This window comes from Vibrio frigidus (genome assembly GCF_042465995.1).
Lineage (GTDB): Bacteria > Pseudomonadota > Gammaproteobacteria > Enterobacterales > Vibrionaceae > Vibrio.
The window spans coordinates 213,211-228,997 of record NZ_JBCDMC010000006.1 but is presented as its reverse complement, the minus strand read 5'-3'; the positions used below and the strand labels follow the sequence as shown (position 1 = coordinate 228,997).

Sequence of the window (15,787 nt, the reverse complement as noted above, 5' to 3'; positions counted from 1 at the left end):
TCCCTCAATAATCCGTGAGTATCGGTAAAATTTGACTCAATTTGTCTAACGTTTCTTGGTATTCTGATGCCACTTGACTATCGGCGACTAAGCCACCGCCAGCCCATGCATATAAGCGCTGCTCTGTTGCAATTAACGTTCTAATAGTAATACTACTGTCCATCTGACCAGAGCGGCTAATATAGCCAATACTGCCACAATAAATACTTCTTCGATGGGGCTCTAACTCTTCAATAATCTCCATCGCACGAACTTTTGGCGCACCTGTAATCGAGCCTCCTGGGAAACATGCCCGTAAGCAGTCAGTTACGTTGTACTCTGTGGCTAACTCAGCAGTCACTGTGCTAACAAGGTGATGTACCGCAGGGAAGCTTTCAACTTCAAATAATCGTGGTACCTTTACTGTCCCAGGCTTTGCGACCCGACCGATATCATTGCGTAGCAGGTCAACGATCATCAGATTTTCGGCTTGGTCTTTTTCAGTATTGACGAGATCGTGGGCGTTTTCCATATCCTTTACTGGATTATTAGACCGTGGACGTGTGCCCTTAATTGGCTTGGTCTCAATGTTTTGCCCTTTTATTTGTAAAAATCGCTCAGGGGAGATACTTAAAATCGCGCTATTTCCCAGTTTTATAAAGGCAGAGAAGGGGGCTTGGTTTGCCTGTTCTAGTATTTGATAAGCCTGCCAAATGCTACCTTGATAATCGGCGCAAAACCTTTGTGCGAGGTTAATTTGGTAGCAGTCACCAGAGTGTAAGTATCTATATACAGCATTAAACTTTGATGTGTAGTCAGCCTTGGACATGTTTGATTGCCATTGAGAAGAAAGGGCAAAACGGGTCTGCATGGTCTCTTTTAGATTGAGTAACCAAGTGTGGTGCTTTTCAATGTCGTTTCCAACTATACAGGCGGTTTGTTCGAGATGGTCGATGACCACTGCCCATTCATAAATACCCATCGCCATGTCTGGAGCGTCGATATCTTTTGTTGCGATATTAGGGATTGTTTCTACGCGTCTACCCAAGTCATACCCAAAATAACCCAATGCGCCACCTATAAAAGGTAGATCGATGTCGATGTCGGTATTAGGGAGAAGCGATTCCTGAATTTCTTGAAGTAAGGCAAATGGGTCACGGTTGGATTCTTGTGCTTCATTGCCATGCGTTATTAAGGTTTTTTCTCCGCGCGTCACGAGTGTCGCGATAGGTTGTGTAACCAATATATCGTAACGGCTGTCCGGATGATGTTTAGAAGCAGAACGAAGCAGCATCGACCAGGGAAGTTCCGAGATTGGTGAGAAAAGCGTTAACGCAAGGCTAGGGCTGTAGTCGAGTGGAATAGTACTGATGTGTTGAAATTTATTGGTATTCATTTGTTTGATTTGTGACAAAGGGTTCAATCACTGAATGGCGCTAGGTTGCGAGCAAGGGTATCATAATTTAAAAATTAAATAATATTCACTTGGGTGTCATGGCACATTCTTTTGAATCTAAAAATGAAATATAGAGAGGCAAGCAATGAACGTCATCCGTAAAGAAGATCTAATCAGTAGTGTTGCTGACGCACTTCAATACATCTCCTACTATCACCCACTCGATTTTATCAAGGCGCTAGAGAGTGCTTACGAAAAAGAGCAGAGTAAAGCAGCCAAAGATGCGATGGCTCAAATTCTTATTAATTCTCGAATGTCTGCGGAAGGTCGTCGACCTATCTGTCAGGACACGGGTATCGTCACTTGCTTCGTAAACATTGGTATGCAAGTCCAGTGGGAAAGTGACCTGACCGTTCAAGAAATGGTCGATGAAGGGGTCCGTCAAGCATACACCAATCCTGACAACCCGTTGCGTGCGTCGGTTTTGTCTGATCCTGCGGGCAAACGCATTAATACTAAAGACAATACGCCAGCGGTTGTTCATATCAATATGGTGCCGGGTGATAAGGTCGAAGTGCAGATCGCGGCTAAGGGTGGCGGTTCAGAAAACAAGACCAAGATGGTAATGTTAAATCCATCAGATGACATTGCAGAATGGGTAGAAAAAACATTGCCGTTGATGGGTGCTGGTTGGTGTCCACCAGGTATGCTCGGTATTGGTATCGGTGGTACTGCGGAAAAAGCCGCGGTACTGGCTAAAGAGTCGTTGATGGAACACATAGATATCCAAGACTTGATCGACAGAGGGCCATCAAATGCAGAGGAAGAACTGCGCTTAGATATCTTTGAACGTGTAAATAAGCTCGGTATAGGAGCTCAAGGTCTTGGTGGATTAACCACTGTTGTTGACGTCAAGATTAAAACGGCTCCGACTCATGCGGCTTCTAAACCTGTTTGTATGATTCCGAACTGCGCCGCTACGCGTCACACACATTTTACACTTGATGGGTCTGGGCCTGCCGAACTAACGCCACCAAAACTAGAAGATTGGCCAGAAATTACCTGGGAAGCGGATAAAGATACTCGTCGAGTAAACCTTAATGAAGTGACTAAAGAGGACGTTAAAGAGTGGAAGACAGGTGAAACGGTTTTACTGTCAGGTAAAATCTTAACTGGCCGTGATGCTGCACATAAACGTATTCAGAGTATGCTTGAAAGTGGTGAGGGTTTGCCTGAAGGAGTCGACTTTAAAGGTAAGTTTATTTACTACGTCGGCCCCGTTGATGCAGTAGGTGATGAAGTTGTGGGTCCTGCAGGTCCAACAACGTCAACTCGTATGGATAAATTCACTGATATGATGCTTGAAGAAACGGGCTTAATGGGAATGATAGGTAAGGCAGAACGAGGCCCTGAGGCTATTGAATCTATTAAAAAGAACCAAGCGGTTTATCTAATGGCCGTTGGTGGTGCAGCCTATTTAGTTGCGAAAGCAATTAAGAAAGCTCGCGTCGTTGCTTTCGAAGAATTGGGGATGGAAGCTATCTATGAATTCGATGTGGAAGACATGCCTGTTACCGTAGCAGTGGATTCGCGAGGTGCTAATGCGCACCAAATTGGTCCTGATACTTGGAAAGTAAAAATAGCAGAAGCAGCAAAATAATAACGTAATGTCGACAAAACGCAGGAAAATTTGCGCTTTTTCTTGATTTATCAATGGTATGGTATTTAATGAAAAGTAATCGTATTTTTTACAAATATTATGAATTAGGGTATGCCAGATATTGTGTTATCAGTATTTAACGTATTCTATATCGATCTCAAAATTAGATATATCGACCAAAAAATAAAAACAAGGATGGAATTTAAAATGGCTCGTTTTGTACAAGTACTTCAGCTCATCATTGCCGTTATCGTTGGTTTTTTCGTTGTAAAAGATATGATTTTGCAAGGTATTGGTGTTTTTAATCAACAGTGGGTAATGATTAGTATCGTCACTACATTGCTACTAGAGCTTGCTCTCTTTGTCATATACAAATTAGTAGAAGAAGACTAACAACGTCATAGATAATCTAACAAAGATTGATTAGTAATAGTGCTAACCAATCTTTGTTCCTTTTTCTTTCACATCTCCTCCCGTATTATCTCGCTAACCTATTCAGTGCTTAAAGCTCGTAGAGGATGCATAAATTAATGAAAAAAATCCGCCAAGAAGTTAATGACTTGTTCCATCGAGGGATGGATAGCCACATGCGATTAGCAGTCACAGGGCTTTCTAAGGCAGGTAAAACGGCGTTTATAACCTCATTGAGTAATCAGCTTTTGTACTCGTCTATTGATGACAATCTACCGTTACTAAGTGCCGCAAGAGATAAGCGGCTAATCGGCGCAAAAAGAGTGCCGCAAACCAACATGATGGTTCCACGTTTTTCATACGATGAAGCCATGGACTCTTTACAAAACGTGCCCGCTCAGTGGCCAGAGCCAACAAAGGATGTCAGTGAGATCCGCCTTGCTTTACGCTATAAGCCTAAAAAAGGGGCTAAGCGTCTATTGGCTGATTCATCAACCTTGTATCTTGATATCATCGATTATCCCGGAGAATGGCTACTTGACCTACCCTTATTGGAAATGAGTTTTGAACAGTGGAGTGAAACGCAGTTTTCATCGCTGAAAGGGATTCGGTCGGAACTCGCTAAACCGTGGTTAGAGAGTTTAAAAGGTCTAGATCCCCTAGCGGAAGCGAATGAAAAAGAGATTGAAAGAATTTCGTTAATTTATACAGAATACCTATATCGCTGCAAAGAGGAAGGGCTGCATTGGGTGCAACCGGGCCGCTTTGTATTGCCAGGAGAGTTGAAGGGGGCGCCTGTTCTTCAGTTCTTCCCATACTCTGATACTGAGAATCCAGAACAACTTAAGAAAGCAAGTAAGCATTGCGTTTATGGAATGCTGCGTGCTCGTTATCAAGAGTACCAAACGAAAGTGATTAAGCGTTTTTATAAAGAGTACTTCGCCACCTTTGACCGACAAATTGTATTAGTCGATTGCTTGCAACCATTGAATGCAGGTTATGAATCTTTCCATGATATGAAAAGTGCATTAGAGCAGATCATGAAAAGCTTTCGTTACGGTAGAAGCTCTCTACTAAAGCGGTTATTTTCTCCACGAATCGATAAGATACTTTTTGCCAGTACAAAAGCAGACCATGTAACACCAGAACAACACACTTCGTTGCTTTCTCTGTTGCAACAGATGGTACATCCGTCATGGCAACACGCCGCATTTGAGAACATCGATATGGAATGTATAACCATTGCGTCAATCCGCGCTACGACGACAGGGTTTGTTTCAAATGGTGATGAGAATGTACCTGCATTGCAAGGGACGACGAACGATGGTGTGCCGTTGACAATCTACCCCGGAGAAGTACCGGAAAAACTGCCAAAAAAAGAGTTTTGGGATAACAATCGGTTTGACTTTAATAGCTTTCGGCCGATGGAGTCGAATAGTGATAGCGCTTTGAATCACATCAGAATCGATAAAGCACTGCAATATTTAATTGGGGATAAACTTAAATGACAGAGTATAAATCTAAGCATATCTTTTCTGAGAACATCGATACGCGAACACAAGATAATATCGAACTGACTACCCATAAAACATTTGAAGAGCAGGTTAAATTTGTTCCTGCTGAGAGAGAAGAAGAATCAGCAGAGTTGGCAGAAGAACAACTAGAGTCGATTATCAGACCGAGTAAAAAGCGCAAATGGCTAGGTGCGGGTTTGTTGGCGGCATTTACAGGTTTGATCGGTTGGCAAGCCGCAGACACTGTTATCACAGCGGTACAATCTTCGAATTGGTTATCGGTAGGATGGTCTTTGTTTATGGCATCAATCGCTGGGTTGGGAATTTTGGCAATTGGTAAAGAACTATTAAAGCTAAGAAGATTACGCCATCATTTTTCTGTACATGAACAGAGTGAAGAGTTGCTAAAAAGCTCAAGGCTTGGTAAAGGAAAACCTTTTTGTGAGCAATTGGCGAAAGAGAGCGGGATTAGCGATGTCAACCCGAGCTATAGCCGTTGGCAAAGCGCAATAAACGATACGCACAACGACGCCGAAATATTGCAGATGTATGAAGGTATGGTCATCACCAAGCAAGATCAGCAAGCGAAAGCGATTGTGGCGAAACTATCAACAGAAGCGGCGGTACTTGTTGCAGTGAGCCCATTGGCTATTGTCGATATTTTGTTAGTTGCATGGCGAAACTTCAAACTAATTGATGAGCTAGCTCAAGTATATGGAGTCGAACTTGGTTACTGGTCAAGGTTGAAGCTGTTTAAGCTGGTGTTGGTTAACATGGCGGTAGCAGGAGCAACAGAGGTGGCCACTGATGCTGGTATGGATCTGCTTTCTATGGATCTTGCGGGTAAAGTATCCACTCGTGTCGCACAAGGGTTTGGTGTTGGCATCTTAACGGCAAGGCTGGGTCTTAGAGCGATGTCCTTGTTGCGACCGATCCCATGGAATCAAGAGAACAAGGTCCGATTAGGTGAAATTCGTAAAATTTTGCTAGTGAAACTCAAAAATACGTTATAAAAATTTGGTAATAACTGCATCGTTTTATATGACGAAATACAATCTTTAACGCCTATTTATCCATCAGTTGAGGACCATTTTGAGTCGATCGCCTCAGAATCTGTTTATGATCTTGACGCCGTAAATTCCTTAATACAAACTGGTGTCAACTTTTCCTGACACCTTGAAGGATTTTTTCGTGCGTCTTGAAGTATTATGTGAAGACAGAGTGGGGCTTACCCGCGAATTACTTGAGTTACTCGCCTCTCGAAATATTGACTTGCGTGGTATAGAGATCGATGTTGTCGGTATCATATACCTATGCTGTCGAGAGATAGAATTTGAGGCTTTCAGTGAGTTAATGGCTCAAATAAGGCGTATATCTGGCGTAACTGATGTGCGAAAAATTCGATTTATGCCAAGTGAAAGACACAATACGGAATTGGTGTCTTTACTGGCGAACCTACCAGACCCAGTATTATCTGTCAGTCTTACGGGCTGCATCGATATGGCAAACCACGCTGCGTGCGAATTACTTTGCAAGGATGTGGATGCGATTATCGGAGAGCAAATTGCGACGTATGTACCTAGTTTCAATTTTGCTGACTGGATAGAAGGTGATGTAAATAGAAAACGAGAGTCGGTAGTCATTGATGGTCTCGATTATGTTCTAGAGGTTACGCCTGTCTATATTAGCGGAGAGAATCAAGACGAATCCGTCCTTGCAAGTGCAGTAGTGACACTCAAATCAATCCTTCAAGATCAGTTAAAGACGAATTTTCTCCCGGAGTCGAGCTCGGTCGGGTTTGAACATTTTGTTGGTATTTCCAATAGACATAAGTTTTTAATTTCCCATGCAAAAAAATTGGCGATGCTGGACCAACCTCTGCTTGTTGAAGGCGAAACGGGGACCGGTAAAGAGATGATAGCCCGCGCATGTCATTCTCGTTCAGAAAGAGCAACAAAGCCTTTCTTGGTGCTCAATTGTGCATCCATGCCTGATGATGTCGCTGAGACAGAACTATTTGGGCATGCTCCAGGGGCTTTTAATCAAGGCATTGGACATAAAGGTATCTTCGAACAAGCCGATGGCGGAATTGTTTTCTTAGATGAAATAGGCGAAATGAGCCCACATCTTCAGATTAAACTGCTTCGTTTCTTGCAAGACGGCACCTATAGACGAGTTGGCGCGGAAGACGAAATACATGTGGATGTAAGAATTATTGCCTCGACTAAACAGAATCTGGCGACATTGACCGAGTTAGGTAAGTTTAGAGAAGATCTTTATTATCGACTTAACGTTTTAACGCTATCTATTCCCTCTCTTCGAGAGCGTTCAAGCGATGTATCACCGCTACTCGACTTATTTATTCATCGATACTCGCTTCAATTGGGTATAAACAAGCCAAGCATCAGCCTTGAGGTAGCTGAAGAGCTATCTAATTATCAATGGCCGGGGAATATCAGAGAACTTGATAACATGGTATTAAGAGCGATAACGCAGCTTAATGGACATTCGTTAACCATTGACGATTTTCAATTGCCTAAGGTGGAGTCGAGTATGGTTAACCATATCGGCGTCAGTTTGGATGGGTCATTAGATGAGATTATGAAAGAGTATGAATCTCAAATTCTAGATAGGTTATATCAATCATTTCCATCGAGTCGAAAATTGGCGAAACGCTTAGGTGTATCACATACATCAATTGCAAATAAACTTAGAGAATATGGAATTAAGAAACTGTAATGTGGAAAGAATTTAAATTTTGTCGACTGGACGAAAGAGTTGGCGAACTGCAGGTCAGATTGGCCACAAAAGACGACGCTAAACTTATCAGTGATTACTTTATTAAAAACAAAGAATACCTACGCCCTTGGGAGCCAGTCAGAGAAGATGCTTTCTTTACAGAAGCTGGATGGGCGAAAAAACTGATTAAACTAAACGAATTGCATTTGCTCGAACTGGGTTTTTACTGTTTGATCATTAATCGTATTTCTGGTGACATGCTGGGTACTATCTCGTTTAGTAATTTAACCCGTTTTCCTGTGCATTCTTGTAGCGTTGGTTATTCTCTAGACGAAGATATGCAAGGTAAAGGTATTATGAGTCAAGCGCTTAATCTCGCTTGCGGTTGGATGTTTAAGGTGCAAAATATGCACAGAATATCAGCAAGTTATATGCCTATAAATTTGAAAAGTGCCGCGGTCCTAAAATCAAAGGGATTCGAAAAAGTCGGTTTTGCAAAAGACTATTTATTGATTAACGGCAATTGGGAAGACCATCACCTTACCGCTTTGCTTAATAAAGAATGGCGAGAGAAAAAATGATAAGCGATAGACTAAGTAAACAGCTCGAATTAATCATGGAGCTAGATAAATTGAAATCGGTTTTGCGCAGAACGCGGGTTGAAAGTGCAGACAAAAGATTGGAAAACACGGCAGAACATAGCTGGCAAGTGGCATTGATGGCTATTATTTTACAAGAGCATTCGAACCAGCCAGTCGATATTACTAAGGTTGTAAAGATGTTATTGCTGCATGATATCGTTGAAATTGACGCAGGTGATACCTTTGTTTACGATGCAGTAGCATCAGAAAATCAAGCGGAAAAAGAACAGCAAGCGGCGGACAGGCTGTTTGGCATGCTTCCAGATGACCAAGCGATGGAGCTGAAAGGCGTATGGTTAGAGTTTGAAGAAGCTCAATCAGACGAGGCACTATTTGCCAAGGCATTGGATAGAGTTATCCCAATATTAATGAACCATAAGAATCAGGGACAAAGTTGGGTTGAGTATGGCATTGCGAGACAACAGGTTATTGATATCAACGGCCGAATAGAGAAGGGCTCCAATGCCTTGTGGGAAAAAGCGTTAGAGATGATAGATGATTCAGTGGTTAAAGGCTGGCTTAGGCCGTAGATTATGTGGGAATTGCAATGTCGTACCTAAATTTAGATGAATACAGTCGTAAGTGGATTTTTACTCACCAGTCGATGCCTATTGAAGAGAAATTATTTCCACTAATAAAGCCAATGACTCAAGCTCGTTCGGCTCAGTTTTGGAAAGAGAACATCAGCAACCAGAGCCCTGATGCAGAGCGATTTTCTAACCAAGATTGGCCAAGTAAGACCAACAGCTGGTTTAACGAAATCAATTGGATGAAAGAGTGGGAGAGCGATGACGCGGCGTTACCCGCAGATGTACTTGAACATATCGATTGGCAAGATGACGTTACCGTCTATTTTTGCTATGAAAAATATAATGTTATCGAGACCAAATGGTCTGTGTTTAAAGAGAATTGGAAAAACTTCTTATTTTACGATGATGGTCCAATATTATTGGGTAGAAGGCGAAAAGAAGCACTTTGGTTTGCCAGTGATGGCAGCGTAAAACTAGGTGAAAAGCAATAAAGAACAGGGTTTAACATGAATTACAATAGGGTCGTCTGTTTCGACTTAGAGATGTGTTGTTGGAACAATGATGGCGTAGGTACAACGGGTGAGATCATTGAGATTGGTTTGGCTGAAATAGATCTGTCTACTCAGAAGATAGTGAGACGAGCACAATACTATGTAAAGCCAGAGCGTGATCAAATCTCAGAGTTTTGTGTTGAGCTCACCGGTATCACCTCAAAAACAATTCAAAAGCAAGGTCGCCCTTTAGAAGACGTATTTAAATCCATGGTTAAATACTTCGGTGGTCCAAATAAGATCTACGCTGCATGGGGTCGTGATGATCTCATTCTTAAGGGGGAATGTATGGAAAAGGGGCTAGACGTCCCTTTTCATGAGTATCTTAATTTAGCGACAATATATCGAATTCAAAACCGAGTTAAGGATCAACGAATCGGTCATCGAGCGGCGCAAGAATCAAAAGGAATCGAGTGGGAAGGACGACAGCATTCCGGCTATGTGGACGCGTATAATTTAGCGAAACTAGCGTTTACCTTGTTATAAATTGCTCATTTTATGGTGGGTTGATTTGGGTGTCGATGATGGACACCCAAATACTTACAATCTCGTTCTATTTACCTTACCACTATCTTTAGCTTACTTAGGTATAACACTGAGCTTGGCGCGAATAAACTCGCTATGATCCACGTATAAGAGCTCCGCGACCTTTCTGATAACGGCGTCTTCCTGAGGGTCTATATATCCATCAGCGTTTGCCACTTCCCACATTGCCTTCACAAGGTCAAAGCGCGCGGGTTGCTCTAACTCTCTTAGCTGAGTCGTGAAGTCGTAAAGAGAGACCGCTTGCTTAATGCTTTCTTTAGCCTCTTCGATTAAAGACTTGGCTTTTTGCTCATCAATATCGAGCAAATGCATGAGCAACACGAGTTTGGCTTTTTCTTCATCATCTGCCACTTGAGAGTCTGCGGCAGCCACTTCACAAAGCAAAGCGGCGATCGCGAGATCGGGATCACTGATGGTATTGCCAGATAAGTCATTTCCTTCCAATAACTCTTTGAATATCGACTTTATAGATTTAAACATAATGGAACCTTATTCGTTTCTCTTTATTCAAAGATATAGGCACAAAATATATTTACAACCCTTGCTTACGATAGTTTACAAAACTTGAATAAAAAAAGTTAAGATGCGGTTTTGTTTTCGTAGTTTACTTTAATGATAGATTTAGACTCTTCCGTTCTTATCGCAATGGGAATTATATTCCTCGGCGCTTTTGTTCAAACGGCGATAGGTTTTGGCTTAGCCATTGTCTCCGCACCATTACTTTTTCATGTTTCTCCAGAATATGTACCTGCTCCAATCATTATTGCCGCGTTTTTTATCACGCTATTAAGTACCTTTAGAAACCGCTCCAATATAGAAATGGGAGGGTTAAAAAGTGCAATAATCGGACGGATACCAGGTTCTGTTGCCGGTGGTTTTTTGCTGGTTTACGTGTCAGTCGATTCTTTGTCGCTTTGGTTAGGTATTGCCGTCATCATCTCATTGGTTTTGAGTTTGCTACCAATTCGGCTCGAACCAACACGAAATAAAATGGCAGTAGCAGGCTTTTTGTCAGGATTTATGGGAACAAGTTCAGGTATTGGTGGGCCGCCAATGGCAATATTGTTACAGCATCAAGATGCTAATAAGTTTCGTGGCAATCTGGCGGCATTTTTCTTATTTAGTTCGTTGATGTCTCTTCTGGTACAGTATTTTGTGGGTTATTTAACGTTAAACCATTTTTACTTAAGTCTGCCTTTAATCCCTGCGGCATGGCTTGGGTATAAAACGGCGACGTTAATTGTACATCGTTTATCAAAGCAGTGGATTCGATGGGCTGCGTTACTGCTCTGTTTTGTTAGCGGTGCAGGGGCAATATTGGAAAGCGTTATTTGGTAGTTGAAATCCACGCCAACGGGTCTTCTAATATTTCTATCACTTCGGTACTGCTTTTCTCGTGGGAAAGGATAAAAAGCGATAAGAAAAGTTCTGCCTTCGCTTTTTGGTCAATTGTTTGATCGAACATTAGCTTCACTATTTGATCTTTTAACATAATGATTTCGTGCTCAACAAAGCCTCTGCCTTCGAGATCTCCCGCATCTTCTTCTGGTGCATTGTCAAACCGTAGATTAACAAGATCACCATCAAAACTGGCGTCGATCAACGATTCAGGTAGCCACTCTTCACCCGTTACTACATCAGGGTCTTGGCCTTTTGGAAGAGTAGAGAGGAACTGAACTAATTGAGAGGTTTTCACTTTTTACCACTGGGTCTGTTTAGAGAAGCCTATTGTAACGATAACCTAAGTAAATGAATAACAAATCTTTACTAATAAGTCGGGTTAACAATGTTACGGCTTCTAGATATTGCTGTGATACAATCGGCGCAATTTCAAGTTAGGTAGGTTATCTCGTTGACATCGTCACAATCGAAATCTCAATCGCACGGCGTTGAGAACGAAAAAAACAGACACAACAGTGCAGCGCAACTAAGAAATGCACTGAAAGATTGTTTGATAAAGGATAGATTTAGATTATCTAAGCGGATACATGGTGCTAGCCGCATTAAAAATGCACATTCAATGAATGCGGTTTTTGATGAGATAACACTCGATATTGCTAAGTCTATGATGAAGGTGCAAGAGCGCCAGTCAAACAGTGCAACCATCGATTTTCCAGAACAACTCCCTGTTAGCCAAAAAAGAGCCGATATTGCTAAAGCCATCGCTGAGAATCAGGTTGTTATTGTCGCTGGGGAAACAGGCTCGGGCAAAACCACACAGCTTCCAAAGATATGCAGTGAGTTAGGTCGGGGAAAATTCGGTTTAATAGGTCATACGCAACCGCGTCGTTTAGCGGCTCGTTCAGTCGCCAACCGAATAGCCGAAGAGATGGAAACCGAACTCGGCGAATTTGTTGGTTATAAAGTTCGATTTAACGATCAGATTTCCGACAATACCCAGATAAAATTAATGACTGACGGTATTCTGTTAGCGGAAATTCAGCATGATCGATTTCTTAATCAATACGACACTATTATTATCGATGAGGCGCATGAACGCAGTCTTAATATCGATTTTATACTCGGTTATCTTCGAGAGTTGCTCCCACGGCGCCCCGATTTAAAAGTTATTATCACGTCAGCAACCATCGACCCAGAACGCTTTTCTAAACACTTTTTTAATGCACCGATCATTGAAGTGTCAGGTAGAACTTTCCCGGTGGAAACTCGATATCGACCGCTAAATAGCGATGACGCGGATGATCGAGATCAGCTTGAGGGCATTTTTGAAGCAGTAGATGAACTCGTGGACGAAGGTTTAGGGGATATTCTTATCTTCATGAACGGTGAACGAGAGATAAGGGATACCGCCGATGCTTTATCTAAAAGAAACCTCCGTGATACGGAAATCGTGCCACTCTATGCGAGGCTATCGTCTGGCGAACAAAACAAGATATTTCAACCTCATGCAGGGCGCAGGATCGTTCTTGCGACCAACGTGGCAGAGACCTCTTTAACCGTACCGGGTATAAAATGCGTTATTGATCCTGGTACGGCACGTATCAGTCGATATAGCTATAGAACAAAGGTTCAGCGTTTACCGATAGAAGCGATTTCTCAAGCAAGTGCTAATCAACGTAAAGGACGTTGCGGGCGTGTAGAGGAAGGGATCTGTATTCGACTTTACTCAGAAGAAGATTTCGAATCTCGGCCTGAGTTTACCGACCCAGAGATTCTGCGTACTAACCTTGCTTCCGTTATCTTGCAAATGACCGCTTTAGGGCTAGGTGATATTCAAGCATTCCCGTTTGTGGAAGTACCGGACAATCGCAACATTTTGGATGGTGTGCGTCTGCTTGAAGAACTAGGCGCGATGAACGCAAGCAGCAGTGATACCAAAAAACAGTTAACCGCAATAGGTCGCCAAGTCGCCCGCCTTCCTATTGACCCTCGCTTAGCGCGAATGGTGATAGAAGCGCCAATGTTTGGTTGCCTGAAAGAGGTGATGATTATCGCTTCCGCGCTCTCAATCCAAGACCCAAGAGAGCGTCCATCTGACAATAAACAATCGTCAGATGAAAAACATCGTCGTTTCTTTGATAAAGAGTCTGATTTTGTCACGTTGATCAACCTGTGGAATTATATTCAGGAGCAGCAGAAAGAACTCTCTTCGAATCAATTCAGAAAGCAGTGTAAACAAGACTATTTAAACTATCTTCGAATCCGAGAGTGGCAAGATGTTTATTTTCAGCTTCATCAATCCATGCGGGAAATGGATACCAAACTAAATGACAAACCGGGCGACTATCAGGGAATCCATAGTGCATTGCTTGTTGGTTTGCTTTCTCATATTGGTGTGAAGGATCAGGAAAAGAATGAGTATCAAGGTGCTCGTAATGCGCGATTCCATATTTTCCCTGCTTCTGGTTTATTTAAGAAACAGCCAAAGTGGGTGATATCGGCAGAGCTCGTTGAGACGTCTAAGTTGTGGGGACGGGTTGTTGCGAAAATTCAACCTGAATGGATAGAGCCTTTAGCAAAACACCTGATAAAACGCACCTATAGCGAACCGCACTGGTCCAAAAAACAAGGTGCTGTAATGGCATCGGAAAAAGTGATGCTTTATGGCATTCCTATCGTGCCTAAAAGGCTGGTGAACTACGATTCTATCGACCCAGTGGTATGTAGAGAGATATTTATACGTAGCGCTTTAGTCGAAGGTGAATGGGAAACCAGACATGCCTTTTTCAAAAACAACCGCAAGTTGTTACTCGAAGTTGAAGAGCTGGAACACAAATCCCGTCGTAGAGATATCCTAGTTGATGATGACGAACTGTTTGAATTCTATGACCAACGCGTTGAAACGGATGTCGTATCTGCAAGGCATTTTGACAGTTGGTGGAAAAAAACCAGCAAAACGAATCCAGAATTACTCAACTTTGAAAGAGAGATGTTGTTTAGAGGTGATGCTAGCCACATAACCGATCTGGATTACCCGAATTTCTGGCATCACAACAACATCAAGTTGAAACTGAGTTATCAATTTGAACCGGGTGACGATACGGATGGAGTTACGGTGCACATACCGTTGCCTATACTCAACCAAATCGACAACTCCGGATATGATTGGCAGATTCCAGGCTTACGAAAAGAATTGGTCATTAGTTTAATCAAATCGCTGCCTAAAACGCTGCGACGCAATTTTGTGCCAGCGCCAAACTACGCGGATGCATTTTTAGCTCGTGTCACGCCTTTTGAGGCTCCGTTGCTAGACTCTCTAGAAAAAGAGCTACGTCGTATTACCGGTGTAGAAGTATTAAGAGATGATTGGAAGCTAGATCAAATTCCGGAACATCTAAAAGTAACGTTTCGAGCGGTAGACCAACATCGACGTAAACTGAAAGAACATAAAGATTTGCACGAACTTAAAGAGAGCCTTAAAGAACAAGTGCAGAAGACCCTCTCGCAGGTTGCTGATGACGATATTGAACAACAAGGTTTGCATACTTGGAGTTTTGGTGAGCTTCCGAAAGTATATCAGCAAAAAAGAGGGGGTTTTGAAGTAAAAGCCTTTCCTGCAATCGTTGATGGAAAAGATAGTGTAGAAATTAAGCTTTTTGAAACGGAACATGAACAAGAGTCTGCAATGAAAGCAGGCCAGCGACGATTGATACTGTTAAACGTGCCATCCCCTATTAAGTATTTGCACGCAAACCTCCCGAACAAGTCCAAACTAGGGTTGTATTTCAATCCCTACGGTAAAGTAATGGATTTGATTGATGACTGTATTGCTTGTGGGATAGACAAGCTTATCGAGCAAAAAGGTGGGTTGGTTTGGGATAACGATCAATTTGAGCTTCAGAAAGAGTTTGTTCGCGCTGAGCTCGGTGATACGGTTGTGGATATTGCGAAACAAGTTGAAACAATCTTGACGACAGCATTTAATATCAATAAGAAGCTGAAAGGTAAGATTGATTTTACGATGGCGTTTGCATTATCGGACATAAAGTCTCAGGTTGAAGGGTTGATATTCAAGGGGTTTGCCACAGAATGTGGGTGGAAAAAACTGCCGGATATTCTTCGCTACTTAAAAGCGATTGAGAGACGAATGGAAAAACTGCCTATTGACCCTAATCGGGATCGTCTGCAGATGTTAAAAGTAGAAGCGGTTTATAATGATTATCGTGAACTTCTCAATAAAATACCGAAAGGTGTGGTGATTCCTGATAATGTAAAAGAGATCCGTTGGATGCTGGAAGAGTTACGGGTGAGTTTCTTCGCTCAGCAACTCGGTACACCTTATCCTGTGTCTGATAAGAGAATAAAAAATGCGATAGGGTCATGTTAGGCAAGAAAATTGCAAAGTATGAAACTATTCAA

The 15,787-nt window shown here is 42.3% G+C and carries 14 protein-coding genes; 11 read left to right on the top strand and 3 right to left on the bottom strand.

Annotated features, from left to right (window positions below):
* Positions 1-4: 4 nt before the first annotated feature.
* Positions 5-1,375 carry an aminodeoxychorismate synthase component I gene (pabB, locus tag AACW90_RS12140; RefSeq protein ID WP_390234747.1) on the bottom strand — a complete coding sequence of 457 codons (1,371 nt, stop codon included), beginning with the start codon at positions 1,373-1,375 and terminating at the stop codon, positions 5-7.
* Between the two features lie 145 nt (positions 1,376-1,520).
* On the opposite strand from pabB, the gene AACW90_RS12135 reads away from it, so the two are divergent.
* The 9 genes from AACW90_RS12135 to AACW90_RS12095 all read left to right on the top strand — a co-directional run bounded on the left by AACW90_RS12135 (position 1,521) and on the right by AACW90_RS12095 (position 9,907).
* Positions 1,521-3,035 (top strand): fumarate hydratase, encoded by a 1,515-nt coding sequence (locus tag AACW90_RS12135; protein ID WP_390234745.1) that lies wholly within the window; start codon positions 1,521-1,523, stop codon positions 3,033-3,035.
* A 207-nt stretch (positions 3,036-3,242) separates the two neighbouring features.
* The gene (locus AACW90_RS12130) at positions 3,243-3,428 is read left to right on the top strand and encodes a hypothetical protein (protein ID WP_195703068.1); all 186 of its coding nucleotides are present in this window, start codon (positions 3,243-3,245) and stop codon (positions 3,426-3,428) included.
* A 137-nt stretch (positions 3,429-3,565) separates the two neighbouring features.
* Entirely contained in the window at positions 3,566-4,954 is a 1,389-nt protein-coding gene (locus tag AACW90_RS12125; protein WP_390234744.1) for a YcjX family GTP-binding protein, read from the top strand.
* Positions 4,951-5,973 (top strand): YcjF family protein, encoded by a 1,023-nt coding sequence (locus tag AACW90_RS12120; protein ID WP_390234742.1) that lies wholly within the window; start codon positions 4,951-4,953, stop codon positions 5,971-5,973. The genes AACW90_RS12125 and AACW90_RS12120 overlap by 4 nt, the downstream gene beginning before the upstream one ends.
* 178 nt (positions 5,974-6,151) lie before the next feature.
* A complete protein-coding gene (gene tyrR, locus AACW90_RS12115; RefSeq protein WP_390234739.1) occupies positions 6,152-7,699 on the top strand; it encodes a transcriptional regulator TyrR in 1,548 nt (515 codons plus the stop codon).
* The gene (locus AACW90_RS12110) at positions 7,699-8,280 is read left to right on the top strand and encodes a GNAT family N-acetyltransferase (RefSeq protein WP_390234736.1); all 582 of its coding nucleotides are present in this window, start codon (positions 7,699-7,701) and stop codon (positions 8,278-8,280) included. Before tyrR ends, AACW90_RS12110 begins: the two co-directional genes overlap by 1 nt.
* Positions 8,277-8,870, top strand: coding sequence for an HD domain-containing protein (locus AACW90_RS12105; protein ID WP_390234734.1), 594 nt, complete (start codon positions 8,277-8,279; stop codon positions 8,868-8,870). The genes AACW90_RS12110 and AACW90_RS12105 overlap by 4 nt, the downstream gene beginning before the upstream one ends.
* Before the next feature lie 17 nt (positions 8,871-8,887).
* Positions 8,888-9,361, top strand: coding sequence for a DUF2947 domain-containing protein (locus tag AACW90_RS12100; RefSeq protein ID WP_390234732.1), 474 nt, complete (start codon positions 8,888-8,890; stop codon positions 9,359-9,361).
* A 15-nt stretch (positions 9,362-9,376) separates the two neighbouring features.
* Positions 9,377-9,907 (top strand): 3'-5' exonuclease, encoded by a 531-nt coding sequence (locus tag AACW90_RS12095; protein WP_390234730.1) that lies wholly within the window; start codon positions 9,377-9,379, stop codon positions 9,905-9,907.
* Between the two features lie 93 nt (positions 9,908-10,000).
* Here the strand turns inward: AACW90_RS12095 and AACW90_RS12090 are convergent, their stop codons facing one another.
* A complete protein-coding gene (locus tag AACW90_RS12090) occupies positions 10,001-10,447 on the bottom strand; it encodes a tellurite resistance TerB family protein (RefSeq protein WP_390234728.1) in 447 nt (148 codons plus the stop codon).
* A gap of 132 nt (positions 10,448-10,579) precedes the next feature.
* Here AACW90_RS12090 and AACW90_RS12085 point away from each other — a divergent pair, with 132 nt between their 5' ends.
* The gene (locus tag AACW90_RS12085) at positions 10,580-11,305 is read left to right on the top strand and encodes a sulfite exporter TauE/SafE family protein (RefSeq protein ID WP_390234725.1); all 726 of its coding nucleotides are present in this window, start codon (positions 10,580-10,582) and stop codon (positions 11,303-11,305) included.
* Here AACW90_RS12085 and AACW90_RS12080 read toward each other — a convergent pair.
* Complete coding sequence (locus AACW90_RS12080; protein WP_390234722.1) at positions 11,295-11,663, bottom strand: VC1380 family protein; 369 nt, start codon at positions 11,661-11,663, stop codon at positions 11,295-11,297. The two genes, AACW90_RS12085 and AACW90_RS12080, sit on opposite strands and share 11 nt — an antisense overlap.
* Before the next feature lie 156 nt (positions 11,664-11,819).
* On the opposite strand from AACW90_RS12080, the gene hrpA reads away from it, so the two are divergent.
* Positions 11,820-15,755 (top strand): ATP-dependent RNA helicase HrpA, encoded by a 3,936-nt coding sequence (gene hrpA / locus AACW90_RS12075; RefSeq protein ID WP_390234719.1) that lies wholly within the window; start codon positions 11,820-11,822, stop codon positions 15,753-15,755.
* The last annotated feature ends 32 nt before the right edge of the window (positions 15,756-15,787 follow it).

What these genes read in the sequence shown, in the direction of transcription:
- pabB (WP_390234747.1), bottom strand. Translation starts at nt 1,375, where the DNA reads ATGAATACCAATAAATTTCAACACATCAGTACTATTCCACTCGACTAC.
- AACW90_RS12135 (WP_390234745.1), top strand. Translation starts at nt 1,521, where the DNA reads ATGAACGTCATCCGTAAAGAAGATCTAATCAGTAGTGTTGCTGACGCA.
- AACW90_RS12130 (WP_195703068.1), top strand. Translation starts at nt 3,243, where the DNA reads ATGGCTCGTTTTGTACAAGTACTTCAGCTCATCATTGCCGTTATCGTT.
- AACW90_RS12125 (WP_390234744.1), top strand. Translation starts at nt 3,566, where the DNA reads ATGAAAAAAATCCGCCAAGAAGTTAATGACTTGTTCCATCGAGGGATG.
- AACW90_RS12120 (WP_390234742.1), top strand. Translation starts at nt 4,951, where the DNA reads ATGACAGAGTATAAATCTAAGCATATCTTTTCTGAGAACATCGATACG.
- AACW90_RS12110 (WP_390234736.1), top strand. Translation starts at nt 7,699, where the DNA reads ATGTGGAAAGAATTTAAATTTTGTCGACTGGACGAAAGAGTTGGCGAA.
- AACW90_RS12105 (WP_390234734.1), top strand. Translation starts at nt 8,277, where the DNA reads ATGATAAGCGATAGACTAAGTAAACAGCTCGAATTAATCATGGAGCTA.
- AACW90_RS12100 (WP_390234732.1), top strand. Translation starts at nt 8,888, where the DNA reads ATGTCGTACCTAAATTTAGATGAATACAGTCGTAAGTGGATTTTTACT.
- AACW90_RS12095 (WP_390234730.1), top strand. Translation starts at nt 9,377, where the DNA reads ATGAATTACAATAGGGTCGTCTGTTTCGACTTAGAGATGTGTTGTTGG.
- AACW90_RS12090 (WP_390234728.1), bottom strand. Translation starts at nt 10,447, where the DNA reads ATGTTTAAATCTATAAAGTCGATATTCAAAGAGTTATTGGAAGGAAAT.
- AACW90_RS12085 (WP_390234725.1), top strand. Translation starts at nt 10,580, where the DNA reads ATGATAGATTTAGACTCTTCCGTTCTTATCGCAATGGGAATTATATTC.